This is a genomic window from Streptomyces sp. NPDC053673 (genome assembly GCF_055585225.1).
In genome coordinates this window covers 88,281-113,752 of sequence record NZ_JBVJKN010000017.1, presented here as the reverse complement: position 1 = coordinate 113,752, position 25,472 = coordinate 88,281, and the positions used below count along the sequence as shown (strand labels likewise).

Here is a 25,472-nt window from a genome sequence, read left to right as displayed (position 1 = left end):
CGGTTACGTACGCGCGGACCGGGCGTCGTCGGCGGTACGGCGCCACGGCCGGCACAGCCCCAGGAAACAGGCGGCCGCACCGAGCGCGCACACCAGCTGCACCACGGCCATGGGCACCGCGGTCGTCTCGCCCGCGATCCCGACGAGCGGTGAGGCGACCGCCCCGATGAGGAACGAGGACGTGCCGAGCAGCGCGGACGCCGAGCCCGCGGCGTGCGGGGTGCGCATCAGGGCCTGCGCGTTGGTGTTCGGCAGCGTGAGGCCCATCGCGGACATCAGCACGAACAGCCCGGCCGCCACGGGCGCCAGACCCGGCCGGCCGAAGACGCCCGTCGTCATCAGCAGCAGCGCGAGCGCGGCCAGCATGACCACGGCGAGTCCGAAGCCGAGGACCTTGTCGAGGCTGACCCGACCGACGAGCAGCTTGCCGTTGATCTGGCCGACCGCGACCAGGCCGATCGAGTTGAGCCCGAAGAGCAGGCTGAACGTCTGCGGCGAGGCCCCGTAGATCTCCTGGACGACGTACGGCGACGCCGAGATGTACGCGAAGAGGGCGGCGAAGGCGAGTCCGCCCGCCAGCACGTAGCCGGTGAACACGCGGTCGGCGAGGAGGCCCCGCATGGTGCGCAGGGCCTGGCCGACGCCGCCGCTGTGCCGCCGCTCCGGCGGCAGCGTCTCGTGCAGCCACTTCGCCACGACGAGGGTGAGCAGCACACCGATCACGGCGAGGACGTGGAAGACGCCGCGCCAGTCGGTGACCCGGAGGATCTGGCCGCCGATGAGTGGCGCGACGACCGGGGCCACTCCCGAGATCAGCATCAGGGTGGAGAAGAAGCGGGCCATCTCCACGCCGTCGTAGAGGTCACGGACGACGGCCCGGGCGATGACGATCCCGGCGGCTCCGGCCAGGCCCTGGAGCAGCCGGAAGCCGATGAGCAGTTCGGCGGTGGGCGCGAGCGCGCAGACCGCGGTGGCGGCGACGTACACGACCATGCCGATGAGGAGCGGGCGACGACGGCCCCACTTGTCGCTCATGGGCCCGACGACGAGCTGTCCGAGCGCCATGCCCGCGAGGCAGGCGGTGAGGGTGAGCTGGATGGTCGCGGCAGGTGCGCGGAGTGCCCCGGTGACCTCCGGCAGGGCCGGGAGGTACATGTCCATGGAGAGCGGGGGCAGCGCGGTGAGACCGCCGAGTACGAGGGTGACGAGGAGACCCGCACGGCGCGCGGCTGCGGCGGTGACGGCGGGTGCTGGTGCCGGATCGGCGCCGGCTATGTGTCCTTGTGTGGTCCGGCTGCTCTCCGGCATCAACAGCTCCTGTTCTGGGCGTCCCGCCCATGTTCTCAGCTCGCCGGAGTGGTCGAGACCTTTCTGTCCATGGCTGTGCCGTCTGCGCCTGGTGCGCCTGGCGTGCCTGGTGCGCCGGATTTCGCTCACGGTGATGCGGACGCTCGACGCGGTACGGGACCGCGTCGGCGTCCGCTAGTCGTCTACCCGTCCACTCCTCTACCGGTCTACCGGTAGACCGGTAGACGGGTCGGAACCTACGCGGGCTTGAGACCGGGGTCGCCGGCCTCGGTGACGAACGACGCGGCCGTGGTGATGGGCGCGCCCGGGGTGGTCACCGCGGACACGGTCCGGAAGTCGGCGCGGGCCAGCTCGGTGGTGAGGGTGACCGTCACATAGCCGCGACGGCCGTTGTAGAACTTCATGTGGGGGTTGGCCCGGGTGAGGTTGTCCCAGTTCGCGGGCTTGTCGGCGCCGTCCTTGCCGCTGCTGATGGAGGTCGCGACGAACTCGGTGCCGACGGTCCGGGAAGCCGGGTCGTCGAAGTCCTTCTTCAGGTCGAAGGCGTAGCCGACGTGGACGTCGCCGGTGAGGACGACGAGGTTGTCGACGCCGGCGGCCTCGGCGCCGTCGAGGATCCGCTTGCGGGAGGCCGGGTAGCCGTCCCACGCGTCCATGGAGAGCTTGAAGTCGGACGTGGGGACGTTGCGCCGCTGGGCGAAGGTGACCTGCTGGGGGACGACGTTCCAGACGGCGTCCGACGCCTGCCAGCCGTCGAGCAGCCAGCGCTCCTGGGTCTCGCCGGTCATGGTGCGCGCCGGGTCCTCGGACTCGGGCCCCGGCGTCTGCCAGCCGTCTCCGTACGCCTGGTCGGAGCGGTACTGGCGGGTGTCGAGGATGTCGAACTGGGCGAGCCGGCCGAAGCGGAAGCGGCGGTAGAGCTGCATGTCCGGGCCGTCGGGCTGCTGGGGCTTCCTGAGCGGCTGGTTCTCCCAGTAGGCGCGGTACGCGGCGGCGCGGCGCAGCAGGAACTCCTCCGGCGGGACGTCGTTCTCGGGGATGTCGTCCGCGTAGTTGTTCTCGGTCTCGTGGTCGTCCCAGGTGACGACGAAGGGGTGCGCGGCGTGCGCGGCACGCAGGTGCTCGTCGCTGCGGTAGAGCGCGTAGCGCAGCCGGTAGTCCTCGAGGGTGATCGTCTCGCGGTTGAAGTGCGCGGGCAGCCGCCGGTCGGTGTAGTTGCGGGCACCGCCGACGGCGTTGACGGCGTACTCGTAGAGGTAGTCGCCGAGGTGGAAGACGGCGTCGAGGTCCTCCTCCGCGAGGTGCTTGTACGCGGTGAAGAAGCCGTCATGGTAGGCCTGGCAGGAGACGGCGGCGAGCTTCAGCTCGGAGATCCGGGCGGCGGCGCGGGGGGCGGTGCGGGTGCGGCCCGTGGGGCTGATCCAGCTGCCGGCGCGGAAGCGGTAGTAGTACACGCGGTCGGCGTCGAGGCCGGTGACCTCGACATGGACACTGTGGTCGAACTCGGGATGGGCGGTCGCCTGTCCGCGTCTGGCGATGCGCGTGAAGCGGGCGTCATGGGCGAGTTCCCACTTGACCTGGATGCGCGCGTCGGGCAGTCCGCTGTCCGGTTCGTACGGGCGGGTCGCGAGCCGGGTCCACAGCAGTACGGAGCCGGGCAGCGGGTCGCCGGACGCCACGCCGAGGGTGAACGGGTCCTCGGTGAGCTTCTTCGCGTCCAGCTCGGCGGCGCTCGCGGTGCCGGCGGCCGGGAGGTTCACGGCGAAGGCGAGCGCGGCGGCGGCGCCGGTGACGGTGAGGAAGCGGCGGCGGCCCAAGTGCCGGGCGGCGGCGCGGAATTCTGCCGAGTGCTGGTGTACGGGTGTCATGTACCCCTCCCCTTACGGCTGTTGTCAGTCGCATTGCAGTGGGGGGCGACGTCCCAGGGTTGTCGGGTACACAACATCCGCGTGGCGGACGGATGAGATCCGGGTACGTGGGCCTGCCGTACGCTGCGGGCCCATGAACGCAGAACGCGGAAGTGTCGCCGTGGTCACAGGCGCGGGTTCGGGCATCGGCCGGAGTGTCGCGCTGGCCCTCGCGGGCGCGGGCTGGTCGGTCGCAGTGGCCGGACGGCGGGCCGAGGCTCTGGAGGAGACGGCGGCGCTGGCGGGCGACGCGGACGTGGTGTGCGTACCCACGAACGTCACGTCACCGGACGAGGTGACGTCCCTCTTCGCGGCGGTGCGCGACCGGTACGGGCGCCTTGACCTGCTCTTCAACAACGCGGGCACGTTCGGGCCCGGCGGCGTCCCGGTCGAGGACCTCCCCTACGAGGCGTGGCGGCACGTCGTGGACGTCAATCTGACCGGGTCCTTCCTGTGCGCCCAGGCAGCCTTCCGCCTGATGAAGGACCAGGACCCGCAGGGCGGCCGGATCATCAACAACGGCTCCATCTCGGCGCACGTGCCGCGGCCGCACTCGGTGGCGTACACGGCGACGAAGCACGCCATGACCGGCCTGACCAAGTCCCTGTCCCTGGACGGCCGCCCCTACCGCATCGCCTGCGGCCAGATCGACATCGGCAACGCGGCGACCGAGATGACGGCCCGCATGCGGACGGGCATCCTCCAGGCCAACGGCGAGCTGGCTGCCGAACCGGTGATGGACGCGGCGGACGTCGCACGGACGGTGCGGCACATGGCGGAGCTGCCGCTGGAGGCGAATGTGCAGTTCGCGACGGTGATGGCGACGACGATGCCGTACATCGGCCGGGGGTGACTTCTCCTCTCCCCGCCCCTTCCCGCTGTGTCGATGCGCGGCTCCGCCGCGTGGGCCCGCCGCAGGCGCCCATCCGGCGCGGGCCGGGGGCCGGTCGGGGCGGAGCCCAGGCAGGGTCTGGGGGCATGCCCCAGTTCGGGAACAGCGCGCCGGGGTCAGGCGTTGGGCACGGCATGACGATCAATAGGCAGCCCGAGGTGCTGCGTTACACCGCGTTCTCCAGCGACCCGGACGGCGGAAACCCCGCAGGTGTCGTGCTGGACGCCGCCGGGCTGGACGACAGCGACATGCTGGGGATCGCCGCCGAGCTGGGGTACTCCGAGTCGGCGTTTCTGACCGCTCCCCCGGAGGGGCTCGGCAGCGCGGACGGCCGGGCGTACACCCTCCGGTTCTTCAGCCCCAAGGCCGAGGTGCCGTTCTGCGGGCACGCCACCGTCGCCACCGCCCTTGCGCTCGCCGAGCGCATGGGGCCGGGGGAGCTGCTGTTCGCCACACCCGCGGGGACCGTGCCGGTGTCGGTGACCGAGGAGGGCGGGGCGCTCCGCGCCACGCTCACCAGTGTCGAGCCGCACATCGAGGAGATCGCCGAAGACGACCTCACGGAGGCGCTCGCCGCGCTCGACTGGCCGGCCGCCGACCTCGACCCCGCCTTCCCGCCCCGTATCGCCTTCGCCGGCGCCCGCCATCTGGTCATCGCGGCGGCGACCCGCGCGCGCCTCGCGGACCTCGCGTACGACTTCGCCCGCCTCGAAGCCCTGATGCACCGCCTGGACCTGACCACCGTCCAGCTGGTGTCGCGGGAGTCCCCCACCGTCTTCCACGTCCGCGACCCGTTCCCCGTCGGTGGTGTCGTGGAGGACCCGGCGACCGGCGCCGCGGCCGCCGCGTTCGGCGCGTACGTCCGCGAGCTCGGACTGGTCTCCGAGGACGCCGTCCTCACCCTGCACCAGGGCGAGGACCTGGGCCGTCCGGGCGTGCTCACGGTGACGCTGCGCGCGGGCGACCCGCGCATCCGTGTCAGCGGCGCGGGGACGCGTATCGGCTGAGGCGTCAGCCGACACATCAGCCGACGCGTCAGCTGAAGCGCACCGGCAGGTGCTTGATCCCGTTGATGAAGTCGGAGCGCATGCGCCGCGGTTCGCCCGTCAGCTCGACGTGCGGATGGCGGCGCAGCAGCTCCCGGGTGAGGGCCGTGATCTGCGAACGGGCGCGCCCGGCGCCCAGGCAGTAGTGCGGGCCGCCACCGCCGAAGGTGAGGTGTTCGTTGGGGGTGCGGCGGATGTCGAAGACGTGTGCGCACGCCAGGAGTTGGAGCGCGCTCCAGGGCATGGGCCTGTCCGGCGGAGTCCTCGGACCGGCTCGTCTACGCCTGGCCGGTGTCGAAGCGCGCGATCTTCCCGCTCTCGACGGTGAACCGCCACTTCGTCCGCATCTCGCCCCACGTCTCGTTGCGGTACCGGGCGACGAGCGAGCGCCCCTCGTCCGATTCGGACTCGACCTCCATGTGCCCGCGCGAGTCGAAGATCTCCTTGTCGGTCCAGTCGTCGAGATCGCGGTCCGAACCGTCGTCGGACATCGTCGCGTCCGGTGCGAGCGCGGCCATGAAGGCCTCGCGGTCGCCGGAGTTGATGGCCTTGACGAAGGCGCGTACGGCCGGGTCACTGAGCCGGTCCACGGAGATGGTCATGGTCGCTCCTCTGGTACGGGGATACGCAGGCGGGTACGTGACCTCACCCGTACACCCCGGAACGCCCCACCCCGCGGACCTTGACCCAGCCGTGGCGCGTCACTCCGCGCCGGGGGTCCGGCCCGGTTCCTCGGGGCGTCAGGCAGGAGCTGCTCAGGGCGTCAGACAGGAACTCGACCGCTCCGCGAGCTTGGCCGGCAGCGTCCCGAGGCCCGCGTCCGACCACAGGGTGTCGGCCGCGTAGCGGTGCTGTGCGGGCCAGAGCCCGGGGGTGGCCTCGAAGAGGCCATCGAGTGATGTCGGCCTGTCCGTCTCCTGGAAGAGGGCTCGATCTGCGAAGGGGCAGTTCCGGAGCGGCCGGAGGAACTTGACGGCCTGCTCGCCGGCCGAGCGTCCGCACCGTCCGCGCCGGTGGCCTGATCTGGCCGACGCGTGCGGGGATTCATGTGAACGGCCTTGCTTTCTCCAGGGGTTCCTGCAGCAATGACAAGCGTCACTGACTGCCCATCAGCCCCGCCGGGGAGCTGACGCCAGGCGCAGACAGCGGCAGTCGGCGACGCCATCCCGTGAACCCCCACACACGAAGGCGGGACCCCCCATGAAGCACGGCACACTCGGTATCGGCACTGCCCTCTTGGCCGCGCTGGCCGTGGGCACACTGGCCATGGCCCCCGCGGCCAACGCGGTCGACCCGACGACGGCAACGTTGTCGTTCGACTGTGGTTCGTTCGGCTCCGGCGAGGCGACCCTCACGGCCACGCAGGACGGCACGGCCGCGACGATCAGTGTCTCCACCGCCGCCATCACCTCCCCCATCCCCATCTCCGCGAACTCCGTCAAGTCCACCCTGACCCTGACCAAGAACGGCTCCGACACGGCGACGTTCACCGGCAACGCCAACCCGGCGATCCCGGCGGGCGGCGCGGTCGCCTCAGGACCGCTGAACGGCACGGTCGCCGCGGGCGACAGCCTCGAAGGAAAGTCCCTCACGGTCGTGGTCTTCGGCATCACGGCGACCTGCAACGCGACGACTCCGCAGAACCCCGGCCCGTTCGTGTTCTGACGGCACCGGCGGGTACGCCCGCAGGCGGCGTCACCATCCGCACACAGACGGTGACGCCGCTCTGCCCAGCGGGTAAACGCGCCACGCGACCTAGACTGAATTGCGGAGGTTCAGGCCTATACGCCGCCAGGCAGAGGGAGGACCGACCCGTGGCTGCTGAGGCTGTGACCCAAGAGGCCGCCCAAGGGGTCCCGAGTGCGGCCCACGGCCCCGGGAGCTCGGGCACTCCCCGCTATCTGCCCGTCTCCGAGCACGGGCTGATCGGGGATCTGCGCAGTGCCGCGCTGGTGGGGACGAACGGCACGATCGACTGGTACTGCTGCGGCTGCTTCGACGCGCCCAGTGTCTTCGCCTCGATCCTCGATGCCGAGCGGGGAGGCTCCTTCGAGCTCGCCCCGGACGTGCCGACGCGGACGAAGCAGTTCTACTTCCCCGACACCAACGTGCTCATCACCCGCTTCTTCGCGGACGACGGGGTCGGCGAGGTCCAGGACTTCATGCCCGTCGTCGACGACTCTGGCGAGGCCGACCGGCACCGGCTGATCCGCCGGGTGATCTGCGTCCGCGGATCGCTGCCGTTCCGCGCCGTCGTGGCGCCCCGCTTCGACTACGGGAGCCAGCCGCACACCGTCCGCACCGAGCACGGCTACCCCGTCTTCGAGTCGCCCGACCTCACCCTCGCGCTGACGTCCAGCGTCCCGGTCGAGAGCGACGGCCGGGACGTGTGGTCGCTGTTCAAGCTGCACGAGGGAGAGACCGCCGTCTTCGCGCTCGACCGGGTCGGCGGCGAGGTGCGGCCGCGGGCCTGCCCCGTCGCCGAGGCGGAGGACCTGTTCGAGGCCACCGTCCGGTACTGGCGGCGGTGGCTGTCCAAGTCGCGCTACCGCGGACGCTGGCGGGAGATGGTGCACCGCTCCGCGCTGACGCTCAAGCTGCTCACCTACGCACCGACCGGCGCCATCGTGGCCGCGCCGACGACCAGCCTGCCCGAGCAGATCGGCGGCGAGCGGAACTGGGACTACCGGTATGTCTGGATCCGCGACGCGGCCTTCTGCGTCTACGCGATGCTCCGGCTGGGCTTCACCGACGAGGCCAAGGCCTTCATGCAGTTCCTGACCGAGCACGTCTGCATCTCCTGCGCCGGCTCGGGACCGCTGCAGATCATGTACGGCATCGACGGCCGCCGGAAGCTGCCCGAGCGCGAGCTGTCCCACCTCGAGGGCTATCTGGGCTCCGCCCCCGTACGCGTCGGCAACAGCGCCGTCGACCAGCTGCAGCTGGACATCTACGGCGCGCTCATCGACTCGATCTACCTCTACGACAAGTGGGGGGAGCCCATCTCCAGCGCGCACTGGGACACGGTCTGCGAACTGGTCGAGTGGGTGTGCGAGAACTGGGACCAGCCCGACGAGGGCGTCTGGGAGACCCGCGGGGGACGCAAGAACTTCCTCTACTCCCGCCTGATGTGCTGGGTGGCGATCGAACGGGCCATCCGGATCGCCCGGCACCGGGGGCTGCCCGCCGACATCGTGCGCTGGGCCGGGCAACGCGACACGATCTACCGGCAGATCATGCGGCGCGGCTGGTCGGACGACCGGAAGGCATTCGTCCAGTACGAGGGCGGCAGCGTCCTCGACGCCTCCGTGCTGATGATGCCGATGGCCAAGTTCATCTCCCCGACCGACCCGAAATGGCTGTCCACCCTGGACGCGCTCGGCGAGGAGCTGGTCTCCGACTCCCTGGTCTACCGCTACGACCCACAGGCCAGCCCGGACGGCCTGCGGGGCGAGGAGGGCACGTTCTCGATCTGCTCCTTCTGGTACGTCGAGGCGCTCACCCGCGCCGGGCGCGCGGACGAGGCGCGGCTGGCCTTCGAGAAGATGCTCACGTACGGGAACCACCTCGGCCTGTACGCGGAGGAGATCGGCCGCACGGGCGAGCAGATAGGCAACTTCCCGCAGGCGTTCACCCACCTGGCGCTGATCAGCGCGGCGTTCAACCTGGACAAGGCGCTGGGGTGACGGCGGCGCGGCGCGGCGCCCCTGGTCAGGGGCGGGGCGCCGCGCCCGTCCTGGCCGGCGGTACCGGTCAGCCCGTGCCGTGGAGAAATGCGACGGGCAACTGAAGGCGGCCGAGCAGCACGCCGGCCAACAACTCGATGCCCAGGGCCGTTGTTCGCAGCCGCCCTGGAAGCCGCCCCGCTCGCCGAACGGCCAACGACTCGATACCGAGGGGCCGTTGTTCGCAGCCGCCCTGGAAGCCGCCCGGCTCGCCGAACCGTACTTCGATCTGCCGGCCGCCTCGTCGCATCTCCTGGCGGTCGGCACGGCGTAGGCGATCCACCTCGCGTGCAAGGCCCATGGGGGTCGAGCTTCAGCGCGTCACCACCGATACCCGGCGGTTCAGCTTCACAGCATCTGTCACCTGCCCGGCTTGCGCGCAAAAGTCTGTCTTTCGAAGACTGATCGAGAGTCCGATTCGAGTCAGACGGATTCAAGTAGGTCCAACCGGCATGGAACTTGAACGGGAGAACGGGCAGGTCAGCTGATCAGAAACACACATCCAAGGGGCGGAGCTGCATCCGGGTTACGAGCCTCCTGCTCGGCCATCAGGCCGCGCGGGAGGCACGCTTTCGAGTGGCCGGCTTGTGGGCGGGGCACGCTGAGCGGCCGCGGTGGTCACGATCGGTTGACCGCTCATTCTGGAGGCGACCGAGCCTCCGGCGGTTTCGCGAAGGCAGGCCACAGTGATCAACAGACGGGACGTATTGCGGGCAGGCACCCTCAGCGCCCTCGGCGCCGGGGCGGTGGCTCTGAAGGCGTCGCCCGATGCCGCTGCGGCAACCGAGGCGGCGGAGTCGGTCAGCCGTCGGGACTGGGAGCGGCTGGCTGCGTCACTCTCCCCCGGCGCCACCCTCTACCGTCCGCGAAACCCGGACTACCCTCCGCTGGCGATCCCGTTCAACCACCGGTACGCCGGGATCCACCCCGCCGGAATCGTTGCCTGCGCCACCACAAGGGACGTACACGAGGCGATCCGCTGGGCCCGCGCGGTGGGGCTGCCCGCCGTGCCTCGCACCGGGCTGGGACACAACTACGCCGGCTACTCCACCACCACGGGCCTGCTGCTCAACATGAGCCGGATGAAGAGCATCGTCTCCACTCCGCAGCGGAGAGCCGCCCGCGCTCGGGCATACGGGCCGATCAAGGTCGTCCACGACGCGGGCACCGTCACCGTCGGGGCCGGGGTCACCAACGGCGACCTGCACCCGCTGCTCGAGGACCAGGGCATCTTCGTACCGACCGGCCGCTGCCCCTCGGTCGGGGTCGCGGGACTGGTGCTGGGCGGAGGTATCGGCTTCAGCGACAAGATGTTCGGCCTGACCTGCGACCGCCTGGTCGCCACGACCGTCGTGCTGGCGGACGGCCGGGTGGTCGAGGCCAGTGAGGATTCGGAGCCCGATCTGTTCTGGGCCTGCCGGGGCGGCGCGGGCAACAACTTCGGGGTGCACACCTCGTTCACCCTCACGTACGAGCAGTTCCAGGGCAATGTGGGGTTCTACCAGCTCCGCTGGAGCCTGGACTCCGTACGGCCGGTGGTGGCGACCACACAACAGATCGTCCAGGACACCTTGAACGACAAGCGGTTCCACTGCCGCCTCGGAATCGGCACCCACGGGCGGACCCGGGACCAGATCCGCACGAACGCCAACGTCAATATGATCGGCCAGCACTACGGAACCGTCGACGAGTTGCGGGCGATCCTCGCCCCGCTGCTTGCCATCGGCACAACCGACGAGCGTGCCCAGAACAGCGCCGCCATCCGGGAGGTCACCCCGGCCCAGGCGAGTGAGCTGCTGAGCGCCACCACTCCCGTGGTGAAGTTCGCCTCCAAGTCAGGGATCCTGACCTCGCGGACACTCCTCACCGACGAGCAGGTCGGCGCCGCGGCCGAGCAGCTGCTCGCCTGGCCGGGCAGCGGCAACGAGGACGGAGCCGGGTTCGCGATGTTCGCGCTCGGCGGGCAGATCAACCAGGTGCCACCGGAAGCGACCGCGTTCGTGCACCGAGGCAGCACGTTCATCTTGGCCGCCGAGACCAACTGGGCGGACTACGACCACCCCGATGTCGCCGCCGCGAATCTGCGCTGGCTCCGGGATTTCTACGACGCCATCTTCGACGGCGCGCCCCCTGAGCACTCGTACCAGAACTTTCCCGATCCAAAGCTGAGGGACTGGCGCCAGGCGTACTACGGTGCGAACTACCCCCGGCTGGTCCACGTGAAGCGGGAGTACGACCCGAGCGGCTTCTTCGACTACCCACAGGCAATCGGCTCCTGACGCTCTCCCCGGGCCACACCCTCGCCGCTGACCTCGATCCCAGCCGGCCTTGACGAACCCGACCGCATCCCTGACGACGCGTCATTACGGCCCTCCGGCGGATCTACCGGCCGAGCACCGACGCCTGGCCGGACGGCCGCAAGAGCTTCGCCTGGACCGAGTACCGCGACCTGGTCCAGGCCGCGCACCAGCAGCTCGGCGGCCCGATCGTGCTGGTCTGACGGCGACCGTGGCAAGCGGCTCCGATCCACTTGTTGTGGTGCCGGATCACGGGTCGGACCCGCGGACCGGCCCGGCGGCGGTGACGACGGGCCTTGCCCGCCATTCGCCCTCGCGCCACCCGGACGGGGGATGGCTCGTGCGCCACGCCAGCCTCTGAGACCTGGTGGGCGCCGGCCGGGTGACCTGGCCGGTCAGCCGGGTCACCCGGCAGGTCGGTTCTCCGCCCGGACTGTCGACGACGCCCCGGTCGGCTTCGGCCTCCGGCGGGGACCGTGCATGTACTCGTTCTGGATGCTCCCGCGGGAGTCTCCCGGCTTCGAGTTGACACCCGGGACCCGGGCGACAAAAGTACTAATTGTGCATGTTCGAGTACGTTTCGTATTCGAGCATGCTTCCATTGCCGGTCCGTCCATCGGTCCATCCACCTCAGCCCCGGTTATTGCGGGCCGCCCTGCCTTCCTACGTGCCGCAGGGAGTTGTTCCGCGACGCTGCCTCCCGCCTGCGCCCGGCGAGCCCGCGCCCACCCGGCCGGTTCTCGCTCATCCAGGAACACGAGCAACGGCCTGCCCGACCGGCCCACGGCGTGGTGATGCGGCACACGTCGGCCGTCCGTGGAACGTCCGTGGCCGCGCGGCCACGGACGGCCGACGTGCCGTAGCGGTCGGGCCTCGCGGCTCTCGCTTCACCCAGAAGGGAACAGATGCCATGGACAACACCCAAACCGACCTCTGGAGGAACCGCGTGCGCTGGGAGACCTGTCTCCAGCTGGCGCGCGAGCTGCTCCTGATCGGCCCCGAGCCGAAGAACGAGGACCTGAAGCTGCGATTCCTCGACGTCCTCATCGACCGGGGGCTGGCTCCCGTTCGGCCGCCCGGGCGGCCGAAGGAGGTGCTGATCGTCGGGGCCGGGATTTCCGGTCTGGTGGCCGCGACGCTGCTCAAGCAGGCCGGCCACAAGGTCACGATCCTGGAGGCCAACGCCAGCCGGGTGGGCGGACGTATCAAGACCTTCCGCCGCCGGGAGGGCGAGGAACAGGGGCCGTTCACCGATCCGGCCCAGTACGCGGAGGCGGGAGCCATGCGGCTGCCCGACTTCCACCCCCTCACCCTCGCCCTGATCGACAAGCTCGGACTGAAGCGCCGGCTGTTCTACAACGTCGACGTCGACCCCCGTACGGGCTTCCAGAAGGCGCCCGTACCCCCGGTGGTCTACAAGTCCTTCACCGGTAAGGAGTGGAGGTACGGACAGGACAGCCCCGACTTCCGGGAGCCCCACAAACGGAACGACACCTGGATCCAGATGAACTCCGTCCAGGCCCGCCGGTCCGAGTACGCGGACGACCCCACACTGATCAACGAGGGCTTCCACCTGACGGGGGACGAAGCACGGCTGACCACCAGCCAGATGATCAACGATGCTCTGGAAGAGGTCAGGGACTACTACTCCGACTCCGTGACCGGCCAGGACGGCACCCAGCAACGGGTGAACAAGCCGTTCAAGGAGTGGCTCGAAGGCTGGGCGAGGGTGGTCCACGACTTCGACCGCTGCTCGATGGGCGACTTCCTGCGCGACCACGCCGGCCTGAGCGACGAGGCCATCGAGGCCGCCGGCTCGATCGAGAACCTCACCTCGCGGCTCCACCTGTCGTTCTTCCACAGCTTCCTGGGCCGCAGCGACATCAACCCGAACGTCACCTACTGGGAGATCGAGGGCGGCACCGAGATGCTGCCCGACAAGCTCGCCGAAGGGCTTCAGAACGAGCTGGTGAGGGGACACCGGATGGTCCGCCTGGAGTACTGGGACCCGCGCCGGGACGGTGAGCGGCGCGAAGACGTGGGCCCGGAGCCGGGGCGCACCGTCGCGATCCACACCGAGCCCGAGGACTCCCTGAGCGGACCGCCCCGGGTGTGGAGGGGTGACATGGCGATCGTCACGATCCCCTTCTCGAGCTTCCGCTTCGTCGAGGTGTCGCCGCCGTTCTCGTACAAGAAGCGGCGGGCCGTCATCGAGACGCACTACGACCAGGCGACGAAGGTGCTGCTGGAGTTCTCCAAGCGGTGGTGGGAGTTCACCGAGGAGGACTGGCGCCGGGAGCTGGAGTCCATCGATCCGGGCCTGTACGGCTTCTACCAGCAGTCCGCCAAGGCCCCCGTGGAGCCCGCGGACGACCTGCCGTCCCAGCTGAGTTCACTGCCGACGGGGCTGCTCGGTGCCCACGGCAGCGTCCAGGAGCAGCTCATCGACCCCAAGCAGCTCGAGTACTACCGCAAGGAGCCGCTGCGCGGGGCACCGCTTCGGCCGGCGACCAATGTGTTCGGGGGCGGTTCGACCACCGACAACCCCAACCGGTACATGTACTACCCATCCCACCCGGTGCCGGGCAGCAAGGGCGGCGGGGTGGTCCTGGCCACCTACTCCTGGTCCGACGACGCGGCACGCTGGGACTCGATGGAGGACGCGCAGCGCTACGTCCACGCCCTGCGGAACCTGCAACTGGTCCACGGCCGCCGCATCGAGGTGTTCTACACAGGCGCCGGGCAGACCCAGAGCTGGCTGCGCAACCCGTACGCCTTCGGTGAGGCCGCGATCTACACGCCGCACCAGATGACCAGCTTCCACCTGGACGCCGTCAAGCCCGAAGGGCCGGTGCACTTCGCGGGCGAGCACACCTCGCTGAAGCACGCCTGGATCGAGGGCGCCGTGGAGACGGCGGTCCGCGCCGCCATCGAGGTGCACGAGAAGGCATCGCCTCCGTCCTACACGGTGCCCGTGGAACGCGAGGCGGGACGCGAAGCGGTGGACGAGCGACAGCTCACGGAGGTGCAGGCACAGTGACGGAGCAGTCCTCGACATGGAACGTGGCGCGGTACCTGGCCACTCGACTCGAACAGCTCAGAATCGAGCACCTGTTCGGTGTGCCCGGCAACCACCTGGGCCCGTTCCTGTCCATCATGAAGCAGCACAACCCGCAGGTGACGTGGGTGGGCACCCCGACCGAGGTCGGGGCCGGTTATGCGGCCGACGCCTATGCCCGAGCCCGGCACGCCGACGCCCCTGACGGCGGCTTCGGCGTCGGCGCCGTCGCCGTCACCTACAGCGTCGGAGCGTTCAACCTGCTCAACCCCATCGGGGGCGCCTACGTCGAGTATGTGCCGCTCATCGCGATCAACGCCTGCCCGACCTACGAGCAGTGGCTGAACTACCAGGCCATCGGCCTGCTCACCTCCCACATGAGTCAGCGTCGGGAGAGCAACCTCGACGTGTACCGCCAGGTCACGGTCGACGCACAGGTGATCTCCAACCCGGGACTGGCCCCCGTGCAGATCGACAGCGCCATCGTCGCCTGCCTGTCCGAGCGCCGGCCGGTGTATCTGGAGGTCATGGAGGACGTCTGGGCCGCAGAATGCGAAGCACCCCAGGGCCATCTGGCCCCCAGGCAGCGCCCGTTCACCCCCAAGAACCAGACCATGCTGGCCAAGGCGGTCGCCGCCGCCGTCGACCTCGTCAAACAGAAGGGGGGAGTGCAGGGCTCGCCCATCCTGTGGGCGGGCGAGGAGATCGACCGGTTCCGTCTCTCCCAGCCCTTCACCGAGCTCGTGCAGGACACCGGGATGCCGTTCTGCACGAACGTCGGAGGCAAGTCCGTGGTCTCGGAGAACACCCCGGGATTCGTCGGCGTCTACAACGGCAAGGCCAGTGATCCGTACGTACGGGAGGTGTTCCAGCGGGCCAAGTGCCGCATCGGGCTGGGTACCTGGTCGACGTCGAAGAACCTCGGCGGCGAGCAGGACATCGGCGACGACTGGTGCGTGGCCGCCCGCGAAGGAGTGAGCGTCGGCGCCTCCTACTACCCCGACGTCCAGCTGGAACGGTTCATCCCGACACTGCGCGAGGCGCTGGTGACCGAGTTCGGCCCGGGCGCATTCGCCGCCGACTACTTCGCCCAGGCGCACGCCGAAGGGGCGCCGGTGCCCGAGAGCACGGCCGCCTACCAGGCCCAGCTCAGCGCCACCGACATCCAGGCGGAACTGACGTACGACAGCTTCTTCCAGCACATCAGCGGCTTCCTCGACAGCCAGGCGACAGGCACGGGCACCCAGGTCACCTCACCGTTCACCCTCCTGTCCGACGCGGCGTTCGCCCTCCTGGGCTCGATGAACCTGCACAGCGTCGAGCGCGCCGGATACCTGGCGCAGAACGCGTGGCTGTCCATCGGCTACTCGGTCGGCGCGGCCACCGGCGTCGCGATGGCCCGGAAGGCCGCGGGCAAACGGCCGATGGTGTTCGTCGGCGACGGCGCGTTCCAGGAGACATGCCAGGAACTGTCCACACACACCCGGCACCGGCTGAACTCGGTGATCTTCGTGCTGGACAACGAGGGCTTCTACGGCATCGAGCAGATGCTGGTCAACCCGTGCTACTACCAGCAGAAGCCGTCCGACGGCGCCGACTTCTACAACAATCTGCACCAGTGGCACTACGACCAGCTGGCCAAGGTCTTCGGCTCGACCAAGAGCCCGATGACCGGCATGACGGTCGCCACCCACGCAGAACTGGAATCCGTGCTGAAGCGCATCAGCGAGCCGAACGACTCGATCAACCAGGGACCGCTGCTGGTCCAGGTCCGCCTCAGCCGTCACGACTACCCCCGCGCCCTTCAGTACAAGATCAACGAGAACTGTCCCTGACGAGGCGCTGCACAGCTGACGGGCGCCTGTGCCAGAAGGCCAAGGCCTTCTGGCACAGGCGCCCGTAGCGTGTGGCTGCCGATGGCTACGCATCGATGAGTTTCGACATCACTCCGCTGACCCGGCTATGTCGAGGAGCTTGATGGTGGAGTCCGGGCCGAGCGAACAACGCGACACCGGGCTGAGCCCCCTCCGGGGCGGCGCGGCCGAGCCGCCCATGAAGACCAGAGGCAGCAGTCCCGTGAGAGTTCACCGCGCCCGCGGCACCAACGACAGCGAGGCATGTCGAGCCCAGAAGTCGCAGGCATGACAGATGCGGGCGACTGGGCGGGAGGAGATGCAGACATGATTGAGCGGCAGACGAGTCGGGCTGTACGCCGGGTTCTGTGCCCCGGGACCTCGCGGTCGTCGGGGCGACGGCCATCCATCTAGGGCCGGTGTTGCCACCGGCCTCGTGCGGTCTACCCGCGGACTCGGGCGGGCAGCCCTCGATCGTCCGCGCAGGCCCACCGTCCCTTTCGGGGGTGGCCCCTCTTGACCTTGCTCCGGGTGGGGTTTACCGAGCCGCCTGAGTCACCTCAGGCGCTGGTGGTCTCTTACACCACCGTTTCACCCTTACCGGGGACCGAGGTCCCCGGCGGTCTGTTTTCTGTGGCACTGTCCCGCGGGTCACCCCGGGTGGGCGTTACCCACCACCCTGCCCTGTGGAGCCCGGACGTTCCTCGGGAGGCGCCCCGAAGGGTTCCTCACGCGGCCGTCCGCCCGGCTCGTCTGCCGTGGTGACCATGCTACCCGGCGGTGCGGACCCCTAGCGCGCGCCTCAGACGAAGTCGGCGGTGTCCAGCTCGAAGGCGAACGGCTCGGGCAGGGGCAGGACCTTGCCGAAGTGGATCGTGCGCCGCTGGAGGTAGTCGTTGTCCTCCGGTTCGCTGAAGAGGACGAGCTCGGACGTACCCCGGTCGATCAGCAGATACAGGGGGATGGCGGCCCGGGCGTAACAGCGGCGCTTGGCCTCGCGGTCCTTGTCCGGCCGGGTGGAGGTCACCTCCATCACCATGGCCACGCCGTCAGCGGGCATCCACGAGTCTGCGCCCCGGTACAGACGCAGCTCGGCCGGCGCGAACGTGCCGTCGGGGATGACGTGGTCCCTCGAGCAGTCGGGCGCGCTCATCAGCTTGAGGCCCTTGTTCCCGGAGAAATCCATGTCGGTACGCGAACGCCTGATCACTTGCTTCACGATCAGGTTGATGTAGTCCTCATGGTCCCCGTCCGGCGGCGGTGTCACAACGATCTCCCCCTCGATCAGCTCCGCGCGGAAGCCCTCCGGCGTGTCCAGCGCCAGGAAGCCCTCCAGCAGGACGTCCGCCTGCGTGAGTGGTTCATGCGGCATGGCAGTCATGTCGCGCTCCTTCCTCGGTCGCTCGCCAGACTGGGACATCGCTGCACCCGCCGTCCGTGAGAAGGGACTGTTTCCCTCGATCGTGGCACACGATCACCGGGCCCGGGGGCGTTCGCCACCGAGTCGGCAGGCTCGCTTGACCTTGCCGCAGCGTCAGGGTTTCTACTGAGGCCATGCGGATCGGAGAGATCGCCGCACTCGTCGGGGTCACCCCGCGAGCCGTGCGGCACTACCACCACCAGGGCCTGCTGCCCGAGCCCATGCGGCGGGCCAACGGCTACCGGGACTACTCGGTGCGGGACGCCGTGCTGCTCGCGCGGATCCGGCGGCTGACCGAACTCGGGCTCGGGCTCGACGAGGTCAGGGACGTGCTCGCCGACGACGCCGGGCGGGAGCTGGTCGAGGTGCTGGAGGAGCTGGAGGAGGATCTCGCCCGGCAGCAGGAGCAGATCGCGGAGCGTCGCCGGCGGCTCAGGGTGCTGCTGGGACAGGCGCGGGACGGACGGCTGACGGCCGAAGGGCCCGTGTCGGCCGAGCTGGCCGCGCTCCTCGCCACGATCGCCGAGGCCGAGGCCGCCGCCGGGGTGACCGCGTCCGGGTCCGCCATGGCCGCGAAGGACCGGGAACTGCTCGCCCTGCTGGACAGCGTCGCGCCCGCGGCCGAGCGTGAGCGGCTGATCGGCGCCATGCGGCGGATGACCGAGGCGCCGGGCGCGGCGGAGCGGGCGTACGAGGTGTACGGGCTGCTCGACGCGCTCGCGGAGACGGACACCGACCCGGACGACCCGCGGGTCGCGGAGGCGGCGCAGGCGCTGGCCGACTCCATGCCGGACGAGGTCGTGGAGGGGCTCGGTACCGGCACACTGCCCGAAAGCGCCCTCCTGGACGCGTTCTTCGCCGACTTCTCCCCCGCCCAGGCCGCCGCCGTACGCCGCGCGCTGCGCATCGTCGCGGAGCGTGCCCGGTGAAGCGGCTGATCCGAGGACTCAGAGGCGTCGCCTACGCCGTGATACCCGGTGAAGTGGCGCTCGCGGTCTGTCTGGTGGCGGGCGTACGGCCGCCCACGGCCGCCGTCACCGCCGCCGAGGCGGCCATGCTGCTCCTGGTCCTCGCCGAGGCGGCCGTCTTCGTACGGCTGCGCAGGCAGGGCCGCAGCGCCCGCGAAGCCGTGGGCGAGCTGGTGCCCGGACAGGTGGTCCGGCTCATGGGGCACGAGCTGCGGCTGATGTGGAGCGTCGTCCTGTGGGTGGCGCGGCGGCGCCACGGCGTCGGCCCCGGCGACCAGTCCTTCGGACACGCCCGTGACCAGGCCGCCCTCCTGTTCGGCTTCGGCTTCGTCTGTGTCGTCGAGACCGTCGGGATGTCGTTCCTGCTGAGCTCCTGGCCGGTCGTGCACGCGATCGTCCTCGTCCTCGACGTGTACACCGTCTTCTTCGTCATCGGGCTGTACGCGGCTTCCGTCACCCGCCCGCACACCCTGTCCGCGGACACCCTGCGACTGCGCCAGGCCGCCCATGTCGACCTGCGGATCCCGCTCGACCGGATCGCGTCCGTCTCGTACGAACTGCTCTTCACGCACCCCAAGCAGGACGGCGTCCTCGATCTGGACGTCGGCTCGCAGACCTCCCTCACCCTGAAGCTGGCGGAGCCCGTCACGGCCGTGGGGCTGCTCGGGAAGGAGCGTCAGGTGCACACCGTCCGCTGCCACGCCGACGACGCCCGGGCCCTCCTGCGCGCCCTCACGCAGGCGCGAACCGCACTTTCGCCGCCCCCGGGTCAGCCTGCATGAGCCGTACCCGCAGCGCCTCGCCCAGCGGGAGCTCCGCCCCGCCGCCCTCGATCGGGGCGACCACCGCCGGATCCTGCAACTGGACGGTGCCGACGTCCGGTTCGTGGTCCTTCACATCGATCACGAAGGCGTCGAAGAACTCGCCGATCCGTCCGCTCAGCAGGGCCGCCTCGACGATGTCGACGCACTCGCGCTCGACGGTGTTGGCGCGCCGCGCCCCGTCGGCCATCTCCTTCGGCAGCGCCTCCAGGGCCTCCCGCACCCAGCCGGGCGGCTCCTTCCCGGCCACGGCCGCCACGCACAGCTCGCCCGCGTACCGGTCGACGAGCCGGCGCAGCGGGGCGGTGCAGTGCGTGTACGCGTCGGCGACGGCGGCGTGGATCGCGGGGTCGGGAATCCGGCCGCCGCTGAACGCGGTGTAGCCGGCGCCGCGCAGCAGCGTCGTGCACTCCTGCAGGAAGGCGGCGTGGCGGTGGTCCGACGGGTCGAGGGAGCGGACGACCTCCGCGTACGAGACGTGGTGCGGCCAGTCGATGTGCAGCGCCTTCGCGGTGCGGCGCAGCCGGGCCACGGCGCCGTCCGGGGCGGTCGGCAGGGTCCGCAGGATGCCGGTGCCGGCCGCGGTCATGAGATCGGCCGCGGCCATGCCGGCGAGAAGGGAGACCTGGGCGTTCCAGGCGTCCGCCGGGAGCGGGGCGCGGAATTCGAGACTGTACGAGTGGTCGCGCTGGACGATCTCCTGCTCGGGGACGTTGAGGGAGATCCCGCCCCGCTCGACCTCCAGCCTCTCGCGCAACAGCCCGATGTCCTTGAGCAGCGCGAGCGGCTCCTCGGCGGTGCCCGCGTCGATCTGCCGCTGCACCCCCGCGTAGTGGAGCTTGGCGCGGCTGCGCACCAGGGCACGGCGGACGTCCGTCGCGACCGTGGCCCCGTCCTCGTCGAGGTCGATCATCCACAGCAGCGCCGGACGCGTCCGGTCCGGCAGCAGACTCGCCGCGCTCTCGGAGAGCACCACCGGGTGCAGCGGAACCTTCTCGTCCGGGAAGTAGAGCGTCAGCGCCCGCCGGTGGGCCTCGGCGTCGAGCGCGCCGCCGGGCGTCACGAACGCCGCGACATCGGCGATCGCGTAGCTCACCCGGAAGCCGCCGCCCCGGCGGCGGCCCAGATGCATCGCCTGGTCCAGGTCGGTGGAGGCCGGCGGGTCGATCGTGAAGAACGGAATGTCCGTCGCGTCCCGCTCCGGCAGCCGCGGCTCCCGCGCCGCCCGTTCCGCCTCCGCGAGCACCTCGGCCGGGAAGCCCGCCGGTACGTCGAGCGCCGTACGCAGCGCACGCAGGGCGGCGGCGAGCGGAGCCTCGGCTGCGCAGGTCACGTGCAGATGGCGGCGGGGCATGTGCCGAGCGTATGGCGGGCGGAACGGGGCGGCGACCCGGGCCGGGCGGGCCCCCGCCCCCGCCCCCGCAGCCCGGGCCCGGCGCCCCGGTGGACAGCGGCGGGGCGGGGCCGTCGGCCCGACTACCCTGGCGCGGGGGCCGCACCCCCTTTTCCGTACGTACGTAGAGGAGAACCGCCGTGCTCGTGCTGTTGCCGCCGTCGGAAGGTAAAGCCGCTTCCGGACGCGGGGCGCCGCTCAAGCCGGAGTCGCTCTCGCTTCCCGGGCTGGCCGGGGCGCGGGCAGCGGTGCTCGACGAACTCGTCGAGCTGTGCCTGGGGGACGAGGAGAAGGCCCGCGAGGTGCTCGGGCTGAGCGAGGGGCTGAGCGGCGAGCTCGCGAAGAACGCGGAGCTGCGGACCGCCGGGGCGCGTCCGGCCGGGGAGATCTACACCGGGGTCCTGTACGACGCGCTGGGGCTGGCCACGCTCGACCCGGCGGCCCGCAAGCGGGCGCGGCGGTCGCTGCTGGTCTTCTCCGGACTGTGGGGCGCGGTCCGCGTCGACGACCGGATCCCGTCGTACCGCTGCTCGATGGGCGTGAAACTGCCGGGACTCGGGGCGCTCGGCGCGTACTGGCGTACGCCGATGGCGTCGGCGCTGCCCGAGGCGGCCGGGGACGGGCTCGTCCTGGACCTCCGGTCCTCGGCGTACGTGTCGGCATGGCGCCCGAAGGGCGAGGTCGCGGACCGCACGGCGACCGTGCGGGTGCTCCACTCGCAGAGCGTCAACGGCGTCGAGAAGCGTTCGGTCGTCTCCCACTTCAACAAGGCGACGAAGGGCCGGATGGTCCGCAGCCTGCTGGAGGCGGGGGCGGCGCCGAAGGCGCCGGGCGAGCTGGTGGAGACGCTGCGGGACCTCGGATACACGGTGGAGGCGCAGGCCCCGGCGAGGTCCGGGAAGGCGTGGTCGCTCGACGTGGTGGTGACCGAGATCCACTGAGCGCGACCGGGATCCACTGAACAGACCGTTGCACAGTGCGCAACGCGCGTTGTGCACTGTGATCGGCTTGGGCAGGATGACCGCATGACCTCCGTGCTCGACCTCGCCCCCGTCGTCCCCGTCGTCGTCCTCGACGACGCGGCCGACGCCGTACCGCTCGCGCGGGCCCTCGTCGCGGGCGGCCTGCGGGCGATCGAGGTGACCCTGCGCACGCCGGCCGCGCTCGACGCGATCCGTGCGATCGCGGACGCGGTACCGGACGCGGTGGTCGGCGCGGGCACCGTCATCTCACGGCGGGGCGTGACCGACGCGGTGGCCGCGGGGGCGCGCTTTCTCGTCAGCCCCGGCTGGACCTATGCGCTGCTGGACGCGATGAGGTCGTCCGGCCTGCCGTTCCTGCCGGGGGTGTCGACGACGTCGGAGGTCGTGGCGCTGCTGGAGCGCGGAGTGCACGAGATGAAGTTCTTCCCCGCGGAGGCGGCGGGCGGCACCGCCTACCTCAAGTCCCTTGCGGGGCCACTGCCCCGGGCCCGCTTCTGCCCGACCGGCGGTGTCTCGCTCGCGTCGGCGCCGGCGTATCTGGCGCTGCCGAACGTGGGGTGTGTGGGTGGCACGTGGATGCTGCCGGGGGACGCGGTCGCGGCGCGGGACTGGTCGCGTGTGGAGTCCCTTGCCCGCGAGGCGTCGTCCTTGCGGCCGCCGTCACGGCACCGGGCGCACCACCCCAGCCCGTCTGGGGGTCCCCCCACGCCGCAGGGCGTAGGGGGAGTTTGAGGACGGACACACCGGCCGCGCCCGCGGCACCGGGCACACCGTCACCCCGCACCCCGCCGAAGGCGCCCCGACCCGCACCCGCCGGAGGCACACCGCGCCCCCGCCGAAGGCACACCCTCAGCGCAGGTGAGACGTGTCGTTCAACAGGCGCAAGGACGCGTTGCCGTCCGCGTAGTACGAGACCGCCGACAGCGACGCCGCGTCGAGCTCCATACGGAACAGGGCCTCCGGCGGCGCACCCAGGGCCAGCCGGACCAGCTGCTTGATCGGTGTCACGTGGGTGACCAGGAGGACCGTACGGCCGCGGTACTCCTCCGTCAGCCGGTCACGCGCCGCCGACACCCGCCGGGCCACCGTCGCGAAGCTCTCGCCGCCGCCCGTGGGCGCCGCCTTCGGGGAGGCGAGCCACGCGTCCAGGTCGTCCGGATACCGTTCCCGGACCTCGCCGAACGTCAGGCCCTCCCAGGCGCCGAAGTGCGCCTCCCGCAGACCGTCGTCCACCCGGACGTCGAGCCCGAGGCGCGCGGCCACGGCCCCGGCCGTCTGCAGGCAGCGCCGCATCGGGGAGGCGACGATCGCCTGGATCTTGCCGCGCGCGGCGAGCGCCGTCGCGGCCGCCTCCGCCTGGCGCAGACCGGCGTCGGAGAGCTCCGGGTCGGTGCCCCCGCTGCCCGAGAACCGCTTCTGGGGTGTCAGCGGCGTCTCACCGTGCCGCAGCAGCACGAACGTGGCGGGCGGGCCCACATCCGCGGGCCCCCAGCCCACGGCCGGGGCTTCCTCAGCCGCATCGGCCGGTGCCACACGTCCCTGCCCCGCATCGGCCGCTGCCACACGTCCCGCGTCGGCGGGTGCCACGCCTCCCTGTGCCACGACGGCTGCGGACGCGCCCCGGCCCGGAGCGGCCACAGCCGCACCCCCGCCGCGACCGGCCGCTGCGGCGGACAACGCCGCACGCGCCTTCGCCGCGCCCGCGGCCGTATCGCCCACGACCCGCGCCGCGCGCCGGTCCTCGGCGAGCGCCGCCCGCGACGCGGAGGGCTCCCACTGCTTGCCCTTCCTGCCCGCGTCCATCGCCTCGTTCGCGAGCCGGTCCGCGTGCTTGTTCTGCTCGCGCGGGATCCACTCGTACGTGACCTGCCCGGCCGGGAGGATCCGCCCCGCCTCCGCCGCGAGCGGCTTCATGTCGGGATGCTTGATCTTCCAGCGGCCCGACATCTGCTCGACGACGAGCTTGGAGTCCATCCGGACGCGGACCCTGGCGTCCGGGGCGAGTTCCTTCACCGCCTTCAGGCCGGCGACCAGTCCGCGGTACTCGGCGACGTTGTTCGTCGCGACGCCGATGTACTCCGCCCGCTCCGCGAGCGTCTCCCCCGTCGCCGGGTCGAGGACGACCGCGCCGTAGCCCGCGGGACCCGGGTTGCCCCGGGAGCCGCCGTCGGCCTCGACGATCAGTTCGCGAGCCATCAGAGGCCGGACTCCGACGTACGGACCAGGATGCGGCGGCAGTTCTCGCACCGCAGGACGGCGTCGGCGGCGGCCGCCCGCACCTCGTTCAGCTCGGTGATGTTGAGCTCGATGTGACAGCCCTCGCAGCGGCGCTGGTACAGCCGGGCCGCGCCCACGCCGCCCTGCTGCTCGCGGAGCTTCTCGTACAGCTTCATCAGGTCCGCGGGGACGGACCCGGCGATCACCTCGCGCTCCTTGGAGACGGTCGCGGACTCGCCGTCGAGCTTCTCGCTCGCCGCGTCCCGGCGCGCGGTCGCGTCGTCGACCTTCGCCTGGACGGAGCCGACCCGGCCGGTCAGCTCGGAGACACGTTCCTGCGCGGACTCACGGCGCTCCATGACCTCCAGGACGACGTCCTCGAGGTCGCCCTGGCGCTTGGCGAGCGAGACGATCTCGTGCTGGAGGCTCTCCAGGTCCTTCGGGGACGTGATGGCACCCGAGTCGAGACGCTGCTGGTCGCGGGCGGCGCGCTGGCGCACCTGGTCGACGTCCTGCTCGGCCTTGGTCTGCTCGCGGGCGCAGTCGCTCTCCTCCGTCTGCGCGGCGACGAGCAGGTCGCGCAGCTGCGTGAGGTCCTTGTTCAGCGACTCGATCTCGGCGTGCTCGGGCAGGCTCCTGCGCTTGTGCGCGATCTGCGACAGGCGTACGTCGAGTGCCTGGACGTCGAGGAGTCGGATCTGGTCGGCGGGCGCGGCGTTCAGTTGGGGGCTCCAGAGGTGTGGTGGGAGGACCAGGGGTCGGTGACCGTCTTCGAGACGTGGACCCGCAGGTCCCAGCCGTGACGGTCGGAAATCTCGTCGAGCTGGGCGGCGGCCTGCTCGCACCAGGGCCATTCCGTGGCCCAGTGGGCGGCGTCGACCAGACCCAACGGGGCGGAGGAAAGAGACGCGGTCTGCGTGGCCTCCGACACCGGATGGTGGCGCAGGTCCGCGGTGAGGAACGCGTCCACGCCCGCGGCTCGTACGGCGTCGAAGAGGCTGTCGCCGGAGCCGCCGCTGACCGCGACCCGCCGGACGACGGCGTCGGGGTCGCCCGCCAGCCGGACGCCCTGTGCGGTGGCGGGCAGCCGCTGCGCGGCGCGGTCGGCGAACTCCCGCAGGGACAGCGGATGGTCGAGCTCGCAGATCCGGCCCAGGCCGGTCTCCGGTACGAGGGGGGCGACGACCCGCAGGTCGAGCGCGCCGGCGAGGGCGTCCGAGACACCCGGGTCGGCGGTGTCGGCGTTGGTGTGCGCGACGTGCAGCGCGATGTCGTGCTTGATGAGCGTGTGCACGACCCGGCCCTTGAAGTGGGAGGCGGCGACCGTCGTCGTACCGCGCAGATAGAGCGGGTGGTGGGTGACGATCAGGTCCGCGCCGAGGGCGACCGCCTCGTCGGCGATCTCCTGGACCGGGTCGACGGCGAACAGGACACGCGCGACCTCGGCGCCGGGCTCGCCGCAGACCGTGCCGACGGCGTCCCACTCTTCGGCCCTCTCGGGCGGCCAGAGGACGTCGAGCGCGGCAGTGACTTCAGAGAGACGGGGCACGCAGCAAAGGCTACCTGGCTGTCCATTGCGCCTGA

At 71.0% G+C, this 25,472-nt stretch carries 20 protein-coding genes, 1 other RNA gene and 2 pseudogenes; 13 read left to right on the top strand and 10 right to left on the bottom strand.

Going from position 1 to position 25,472, the window contains the following annotated elements; translation table 11 throughout:
• Nucleotides 1-3 precede the first annotated feature (3 nt).
• Both ACZ6ZQ_RS23855 and ACZ6ZQ_RS23850 read right to left on the bottom strand, forming a co-directional pair.
• Nucleotides 4-1,308 (bottom strand): multidrug effflux MFS transporter, encoded by a 1,305-nt coding sequence (locus ACZ6ZQ_RS23855; RefSeq protein WP_469770513.1) that lies wholly within the window; start codon nucleotides 1,306-1,308, stop codon nucleotides 4-6.
• A 236-nt stretch (nucleotides 1,309-1,544) separates the two neighbouring features.
• Nucleotides 1,545-3,176, bottom strand: a complete 1,632-nt coding sequence (locus ACZ6ZQ_RS23850; protein WP_469770512.1) for an alkaline phosphatase D family protein — start codon at nucleotides 3,174-3,176, stop codon at nucleotides 1,545-1,547.
• Nucleotides 3,177-3,309: 133 nt separating this feature from the next.
• Here ACZ6ZQ_RS23850 and ACZ6ZQ_RS23845 point away from each other — a divergent pair, with 133 nt between their 5' ends.
• Nucleotides 3,310-4,068 carry an SDR family oxidoreductase gene (locus tag ACZ6ZQ_RS23845; protein WP_469770511.1) on the top strand — a complete coding sequence of 253 codons (759 nt, stop codon included), beginning with the start codon at nucleotides 3,310-3,312 and terminating at the stop codon, nucleotides 4,066-4,068.
• A 173-nt stretch (nucleotides 4,069-4,241) separates the two neighbouring features.
• Complete coding sequence (locus tag ACZ6ZQ_RS23840) at nucleotides 4,242-5,114, top strand: PhzF family phenazine biosynthesis protein (RefSeq protein WP_469770510.1); 873 nt, start codon at nucleotides 4,242-4,244, stop codon at nucleotides 5,112-5,114.
• Nucleotides 5,115-5,142: 28 nt separating this feature from the next.
• On the opposite strand, the gene ACZ6ZQ_RS23835 is transcribed toward ACZ6ZQ_RS23840, so the two are convergent.
• Both ACZ6ZQ_RS23835 and ACZ6ZQ_RS23830 read right to left on the bottom strand, forming a co-directional pair.
• Nucleotides 5,143-5,397, bottom strand: a complete 255-nt coding sequence (locus tag ACZ6ZQ_RS23835) for a hypothetical protein (RefSeq protein WP_469770509.1) — start codon at nucleotides 5,395-5,397, stop codon at nucleotides 5,143-5,145.
• 34 nt (nucleotides 5,398-5,431) lie between these two features.
• The gene (locus ACZ6ZQ_RS23830) at nucleotides 5,432-5,755 is read right to left on the bottom strand and encodes a nuclear transport factor 2 family protein (protein ID WP_469770508.1); all 324 of its coding nucleotides are present in this window, start codon (nucleotides 5,753-5,755) and stop codon (nucleotides 5,432-5,434) included.
• 598 nt (nucleotides 5,756-6,353) lie between these two features.
• On the opposite strand from ACZ6ZQ_RS23830, the gene ACZ6ZQ_RS23825 reads away from it, so the two are divergent.
• From ACZ6ZQ_RS23825 to ACZ6ZQ_RS23795, 7 genes and pseudogenes are all read left to right on the top strand, one after another.
• Nucleotides 6,354-6,818, top strand: a complete 465-nt coding sequence (locus ACZ6ZQ_RS23825; protein ID WP_469770507.1) for a hypothetical protein — start codon at nucleotides 6,354-6,356, stop codon at nucleotides 6,816-6,818.
• Nucleotides 6,819-6,982: 164 nt separating this feature from the next.
• The gene (locus ACZ6ZQ_RS23820; RefSeq protein WP_469770559.1) at nucleotides 6,983-8,839 is read left to right on the top strand and encodes a glycoside hydrolase family 15 protein; all 1,857 of its coding nucleotides are present in this window, start codon (nucleotides 6,983-6,985) and stop codon (nucleotides 8,837-8,839) included.
• Nucleotides 8,840-9,056: 217 nt separating this feature from the next.
• A pseudogene (locus tag ACZ6ZQ_RS23815) lies at nucleotides 9,057-9,152 on the top strand (SAM-dependent methyltransferase); the annotation flags it as partial.
• 412 nt (nucleotides 9,153-9,564) lie between these two features.
• Nucleotides 9,565-11,157 carry an FAD-binding oxidoreductase gene (locus ACZ6ZQ_RS23810; protein ID WP_469770506.1) on the top strand — a complete coding sequence of 531 codons (1,593 nt, stop codon included), beginning with the start codon at nucleotides 9,565-9,567 and terminating at the stop codon, nucleotides 11,155-11,157.
• 95 nt (nucleotides 11,158-11,252) lie between these two features.
• A pseudogene (locus tag ACZ6ZQ_RS23805) lies at nucleotides 11,253-11,375 on the top strand (IS630 family transposase); the annotation flags it as partial.
• Between the two features lie 710 nt (nucleotides 11,376-12,085).
• Nucleotides 12,086-14,215 (top strand): flavin monoamine oxidase family protein, encoded by a 2,130-nt coding sequence (locus ACZ6ZQ_RS23800; protein ID WP_469770505.1) that lies wholly within the window; start codon nucleotides 12,086-12,088, stop codon nucleotides 14,213-14,215.
• Nucleotides 14,212-16,068, top strand: coding sequence for a thiamine pyrophosphate-binding protein (locus ACZ6ZQ_RS23795; protein ID WP_469770504.1), 1,857 nt, complete (start codon nucleotides 14,212-14,214; stop codon nucleotides 16,066-16,068). The genes ACZ6ZQ_RS23800 and ACZ6ZQ_RS23795 overlap by 4 nt, the downstream gene beginning before the upstream one ends.
• Before the next feature lie 357 nt (nucleotides 16,069-16,425).
• On the opposite strand, the gene rnpB is transcribed toward ACZ6ZQ_RS23795, so the two are convergent.
• Nucleotides 16,426-16,838, bottom strand: an RNA gene (rnpB, locus tag ACZ6ZQ_RS23790) — RNase P RNA component class A.
• A gap of 50 nt (nucleotides 16,839-16,888) precedes the next feature.
• Entirely contained in the window at nucleotides 16,889-17,467 is a 579-nt protein-coding gene (locus tag ACZ6ZQ_RS23785; RefSeq protein WP_469770503.1) for a Uma2 family endonuclease, read from the bottom strand.
• Nucleotides 17,468-17,640: 173 nt separating this feature from the next.
• Between ACZ6ZQ_RS23785 and ACZ6ZQ_RS23780 the strand changes: the two genes are divergently transcribed.
• Both ACZ6ZQ_RS23780 and ACZ6ZQ_RS23775 read left to right on the top strand, forming a co-directional pair.
• A complete protein-coding gene (locus tag ACZ6ZQ_RS23780) occupies nucleotides 17,641-18,435 on the top strand; it encodes a MerR family transcriptional regulator (protein ID WP_469770502.1) in 795 nt (264 codons plus the stop codon).
• Entirely contained in the window at nucleotides 18,432-19,256 is an 825-nt protein-coding gene (locus ACZ6ZQ_RS23775) for a hypothetical protein (protein WP_469770501.1), read from the top strand. The genes ACZ6ZQ_RS23780 and ACZ6ZQ_RS23775 overlap by 4 nt, the downstream gene beginning before the upstream one ends.
• Here ACZ6ZQ_RS23775 and ACZ6ZQ_RS23770 read toward each other — a convergent pair.
• Nucleotides 19,207-20,649, bottom strand: coding sequence for an RNB domain-containing ribonuclease (locus ACZ6ZQ_RS23770; RefSeq protein WP_469770500.1), 1,443 nt, complete (start codon nucleotides 20,647-20,649; stop codon nucleotides 19,207-19,209). The genes ACZ6ZQ_RS23775 and ACZ6ZQ_RS23770 overlap by 50 nt on opposite strands.
• A gap of 179 nt (nucleotides 20,650-20,828) precedes the next feature.
• Here ACZ6ZQ_RS23770 and yaaA point away from each other — a divergent pair, with 179 nt between their 5' ends.
• Nucleotides 20,829-21,629, top strand: coding sequence for a peroxide stress protein YaaA (yaaA, locus tag ACZ6ZQ_RS23765; protein ID WP_469770499.1), 801 nt, complete (start codon nucleotides 20,829-20,831; stop codon nucleotides 21,627-21,629).
• An 84-nt stretch (nucleotides 21,630-21,713) separates the two neighbouring features.
• A complete protein-coding gene (gene eda / locus ACZ6ZQ_RS23760) occupies nucleotides 21,714-22,403 on the top strand; it encodes a bifunctional 4-hydroxy-2-oxoglutarate aldolase/2-dehydro-3-deoxy-phosphogluconate aldolase (RefSeq protein ID WP_469770498.1) in 690 nt (229 codons plus the stop codon).
• Between the two features lie 117 nt (nucleotides 22,404-22,520).
• Here eda and ACZ6ZQ_RS23755 read toward each other — a convergent pair whose 3' ends face one another.
• The 3 genes from ACZ6ZQ_RS23755 to ACZ6ZQ_RS23745 are packed head-to-tail and all read right to left on the bottom strand — an operon-like array spanning nucleotide 22,521 to nucleotide 25,437.
• Entirely contained in the window at nucleotides 22,521-23,867 is a 1,347-nt protein-coding gene (locus ACZ6ZQ_RS23755) for a bifunctional RNase H/acid phosphatase (protein WP_469770497.1), read from the bottom strand.
• A complete protein-coding gene (locus ACZ6ZQ_RS23750; protein WP_469770558.1) occupies nucleotides 23,867-24,610 on the bottom strand; it encodes a zinc ribbon domain-containing protein in 744 nt (247 codons plus the stop codon). The genes ACZ6ZQ_RS23755 and ACZ6ZQ_RS23750 overlap by 1 nt, the downstream gene beginning before the upstream one ends.
• Nucleotides 24,607-25,437: a Nif3-like dinuclear metal center hexameric protein gene (locus ACZ6ZQ_RS23745; RefSeq protein ID WP_469770496.1), complete on the bottom strand. Its 831-nt coding sequence runs from the start codon at nucleotides 25,435-25,437 to the stop codon at nucleotides 24,607-24,609. Before ACZ6ZQ_RS23745 ends, ACZ6ZQ_RS23750 begins: the two co-directional genes overlap by 4 nt.
• Between the last annotated feature and the right edge of the window lie 35 nt (nucleotides 25,438-25,472).

Excerpts from the sequence above, each read along its gene's own strand:
- ACZ6ZQ_RS23855 (WP_469770513.1), bottom strand. The coding sequence starts at position 1,308 with ATGCCGGAGAGCAGCCGGACCACACAAGGACACATAGCCGGCGCCGAT.
- ACZ6ZQ_RS23850 (WP_469770512.1), bottom strand. The coding sequence starts at position 3,176 with ATGACACCCGTACACCAGCACTCGGCAGAATTCCGCGCCGCCGCCCGG.
- ACZ6ZQ_RS23845 (WP_469770511.1), top strand. The coding sequence starts at position 3,310 with ATGAACGCAGAACGCGGAAGTGTCGCCGTGGTCACAGGCGCGGGTTCG.
- ACZ6ZQ_RS23840 (WP_469770510.1), top strand. The coding sequence starts at position 4,242 with ATGACGATCAATAGGCAGCCCGAGGTGCTGCGTTACACCGCGTTCTCC.
- ACZ6ZQ_RS23835 (WP_469770509.1), bottom strand. The coding sequence starts at position 5,397 with ATGCCCTGGAGCGCGCTCCAACTCCTGGCGTGCGCACACGTCTTCGAC.
- ACZ6ZQ_RS23830 (WP_469770508.1), bottom strand. The coding sequence starts at position 5,755 with ATGACCATCTCCGTGGACCGGCTCAGTGACCCGGCCGTACGCGCCTTC.
- ACZ6ZQ_RS23825 (WP_469770507.1), top strand. The coding sequence starts at position 6,354 with ATGAAGCACGGCACACTCGGTATCGGCACTGCCCTCTTGGCCGCGCTG.
- ACZ6ZQ_RS23800 (WP_469770505.1), top strand. The coding sequence starts at position 12,086 with ATGGACAACACCCAAACCGACCTCTGGAGGAACCGCGTGCGCTGGGAG.
- ACZ6ZQ_RS23785 (WP_469770503.1), bottom strand. The coding sequence starts at position 17,467 with ATGACTGCCATGCCGCATGAACCACTCACGCAGGCGGACGTCCTGCTG.
- ACZ6ZQ_RS23780 (WP_469770502.1), top strand. The coding sequence starts at position 17,641 with ATGCGGATCGGAGAGATCGCCGCACTCGTCGGGGTCACCCCGCGAGCC.
- ACZ6ZQ_RS23770 (WP_469770500.1), bottom strand. The coding sequence starts at position 20,649 with ATGCCCCGCCGCCATCTGCACGTGACCTGCGCAGCCGAGGCTCCGCTC.
- eda (WP_469770498.1), top strand. The coding sequence starts at position 21,714 with ATGACCTCCGTGCTCGACCTCGCCCCCGTCGTCCCCGTCGTCGTCCTC.
- ACZ6ZQ_RS23755 (WP_469770497.1), bottom strand. The coding sequence starts at position 23,867 with ATGGCTCGCGAACTGATCGTCGAGGCCGACGGCGGCTCCCGGGGCAAC.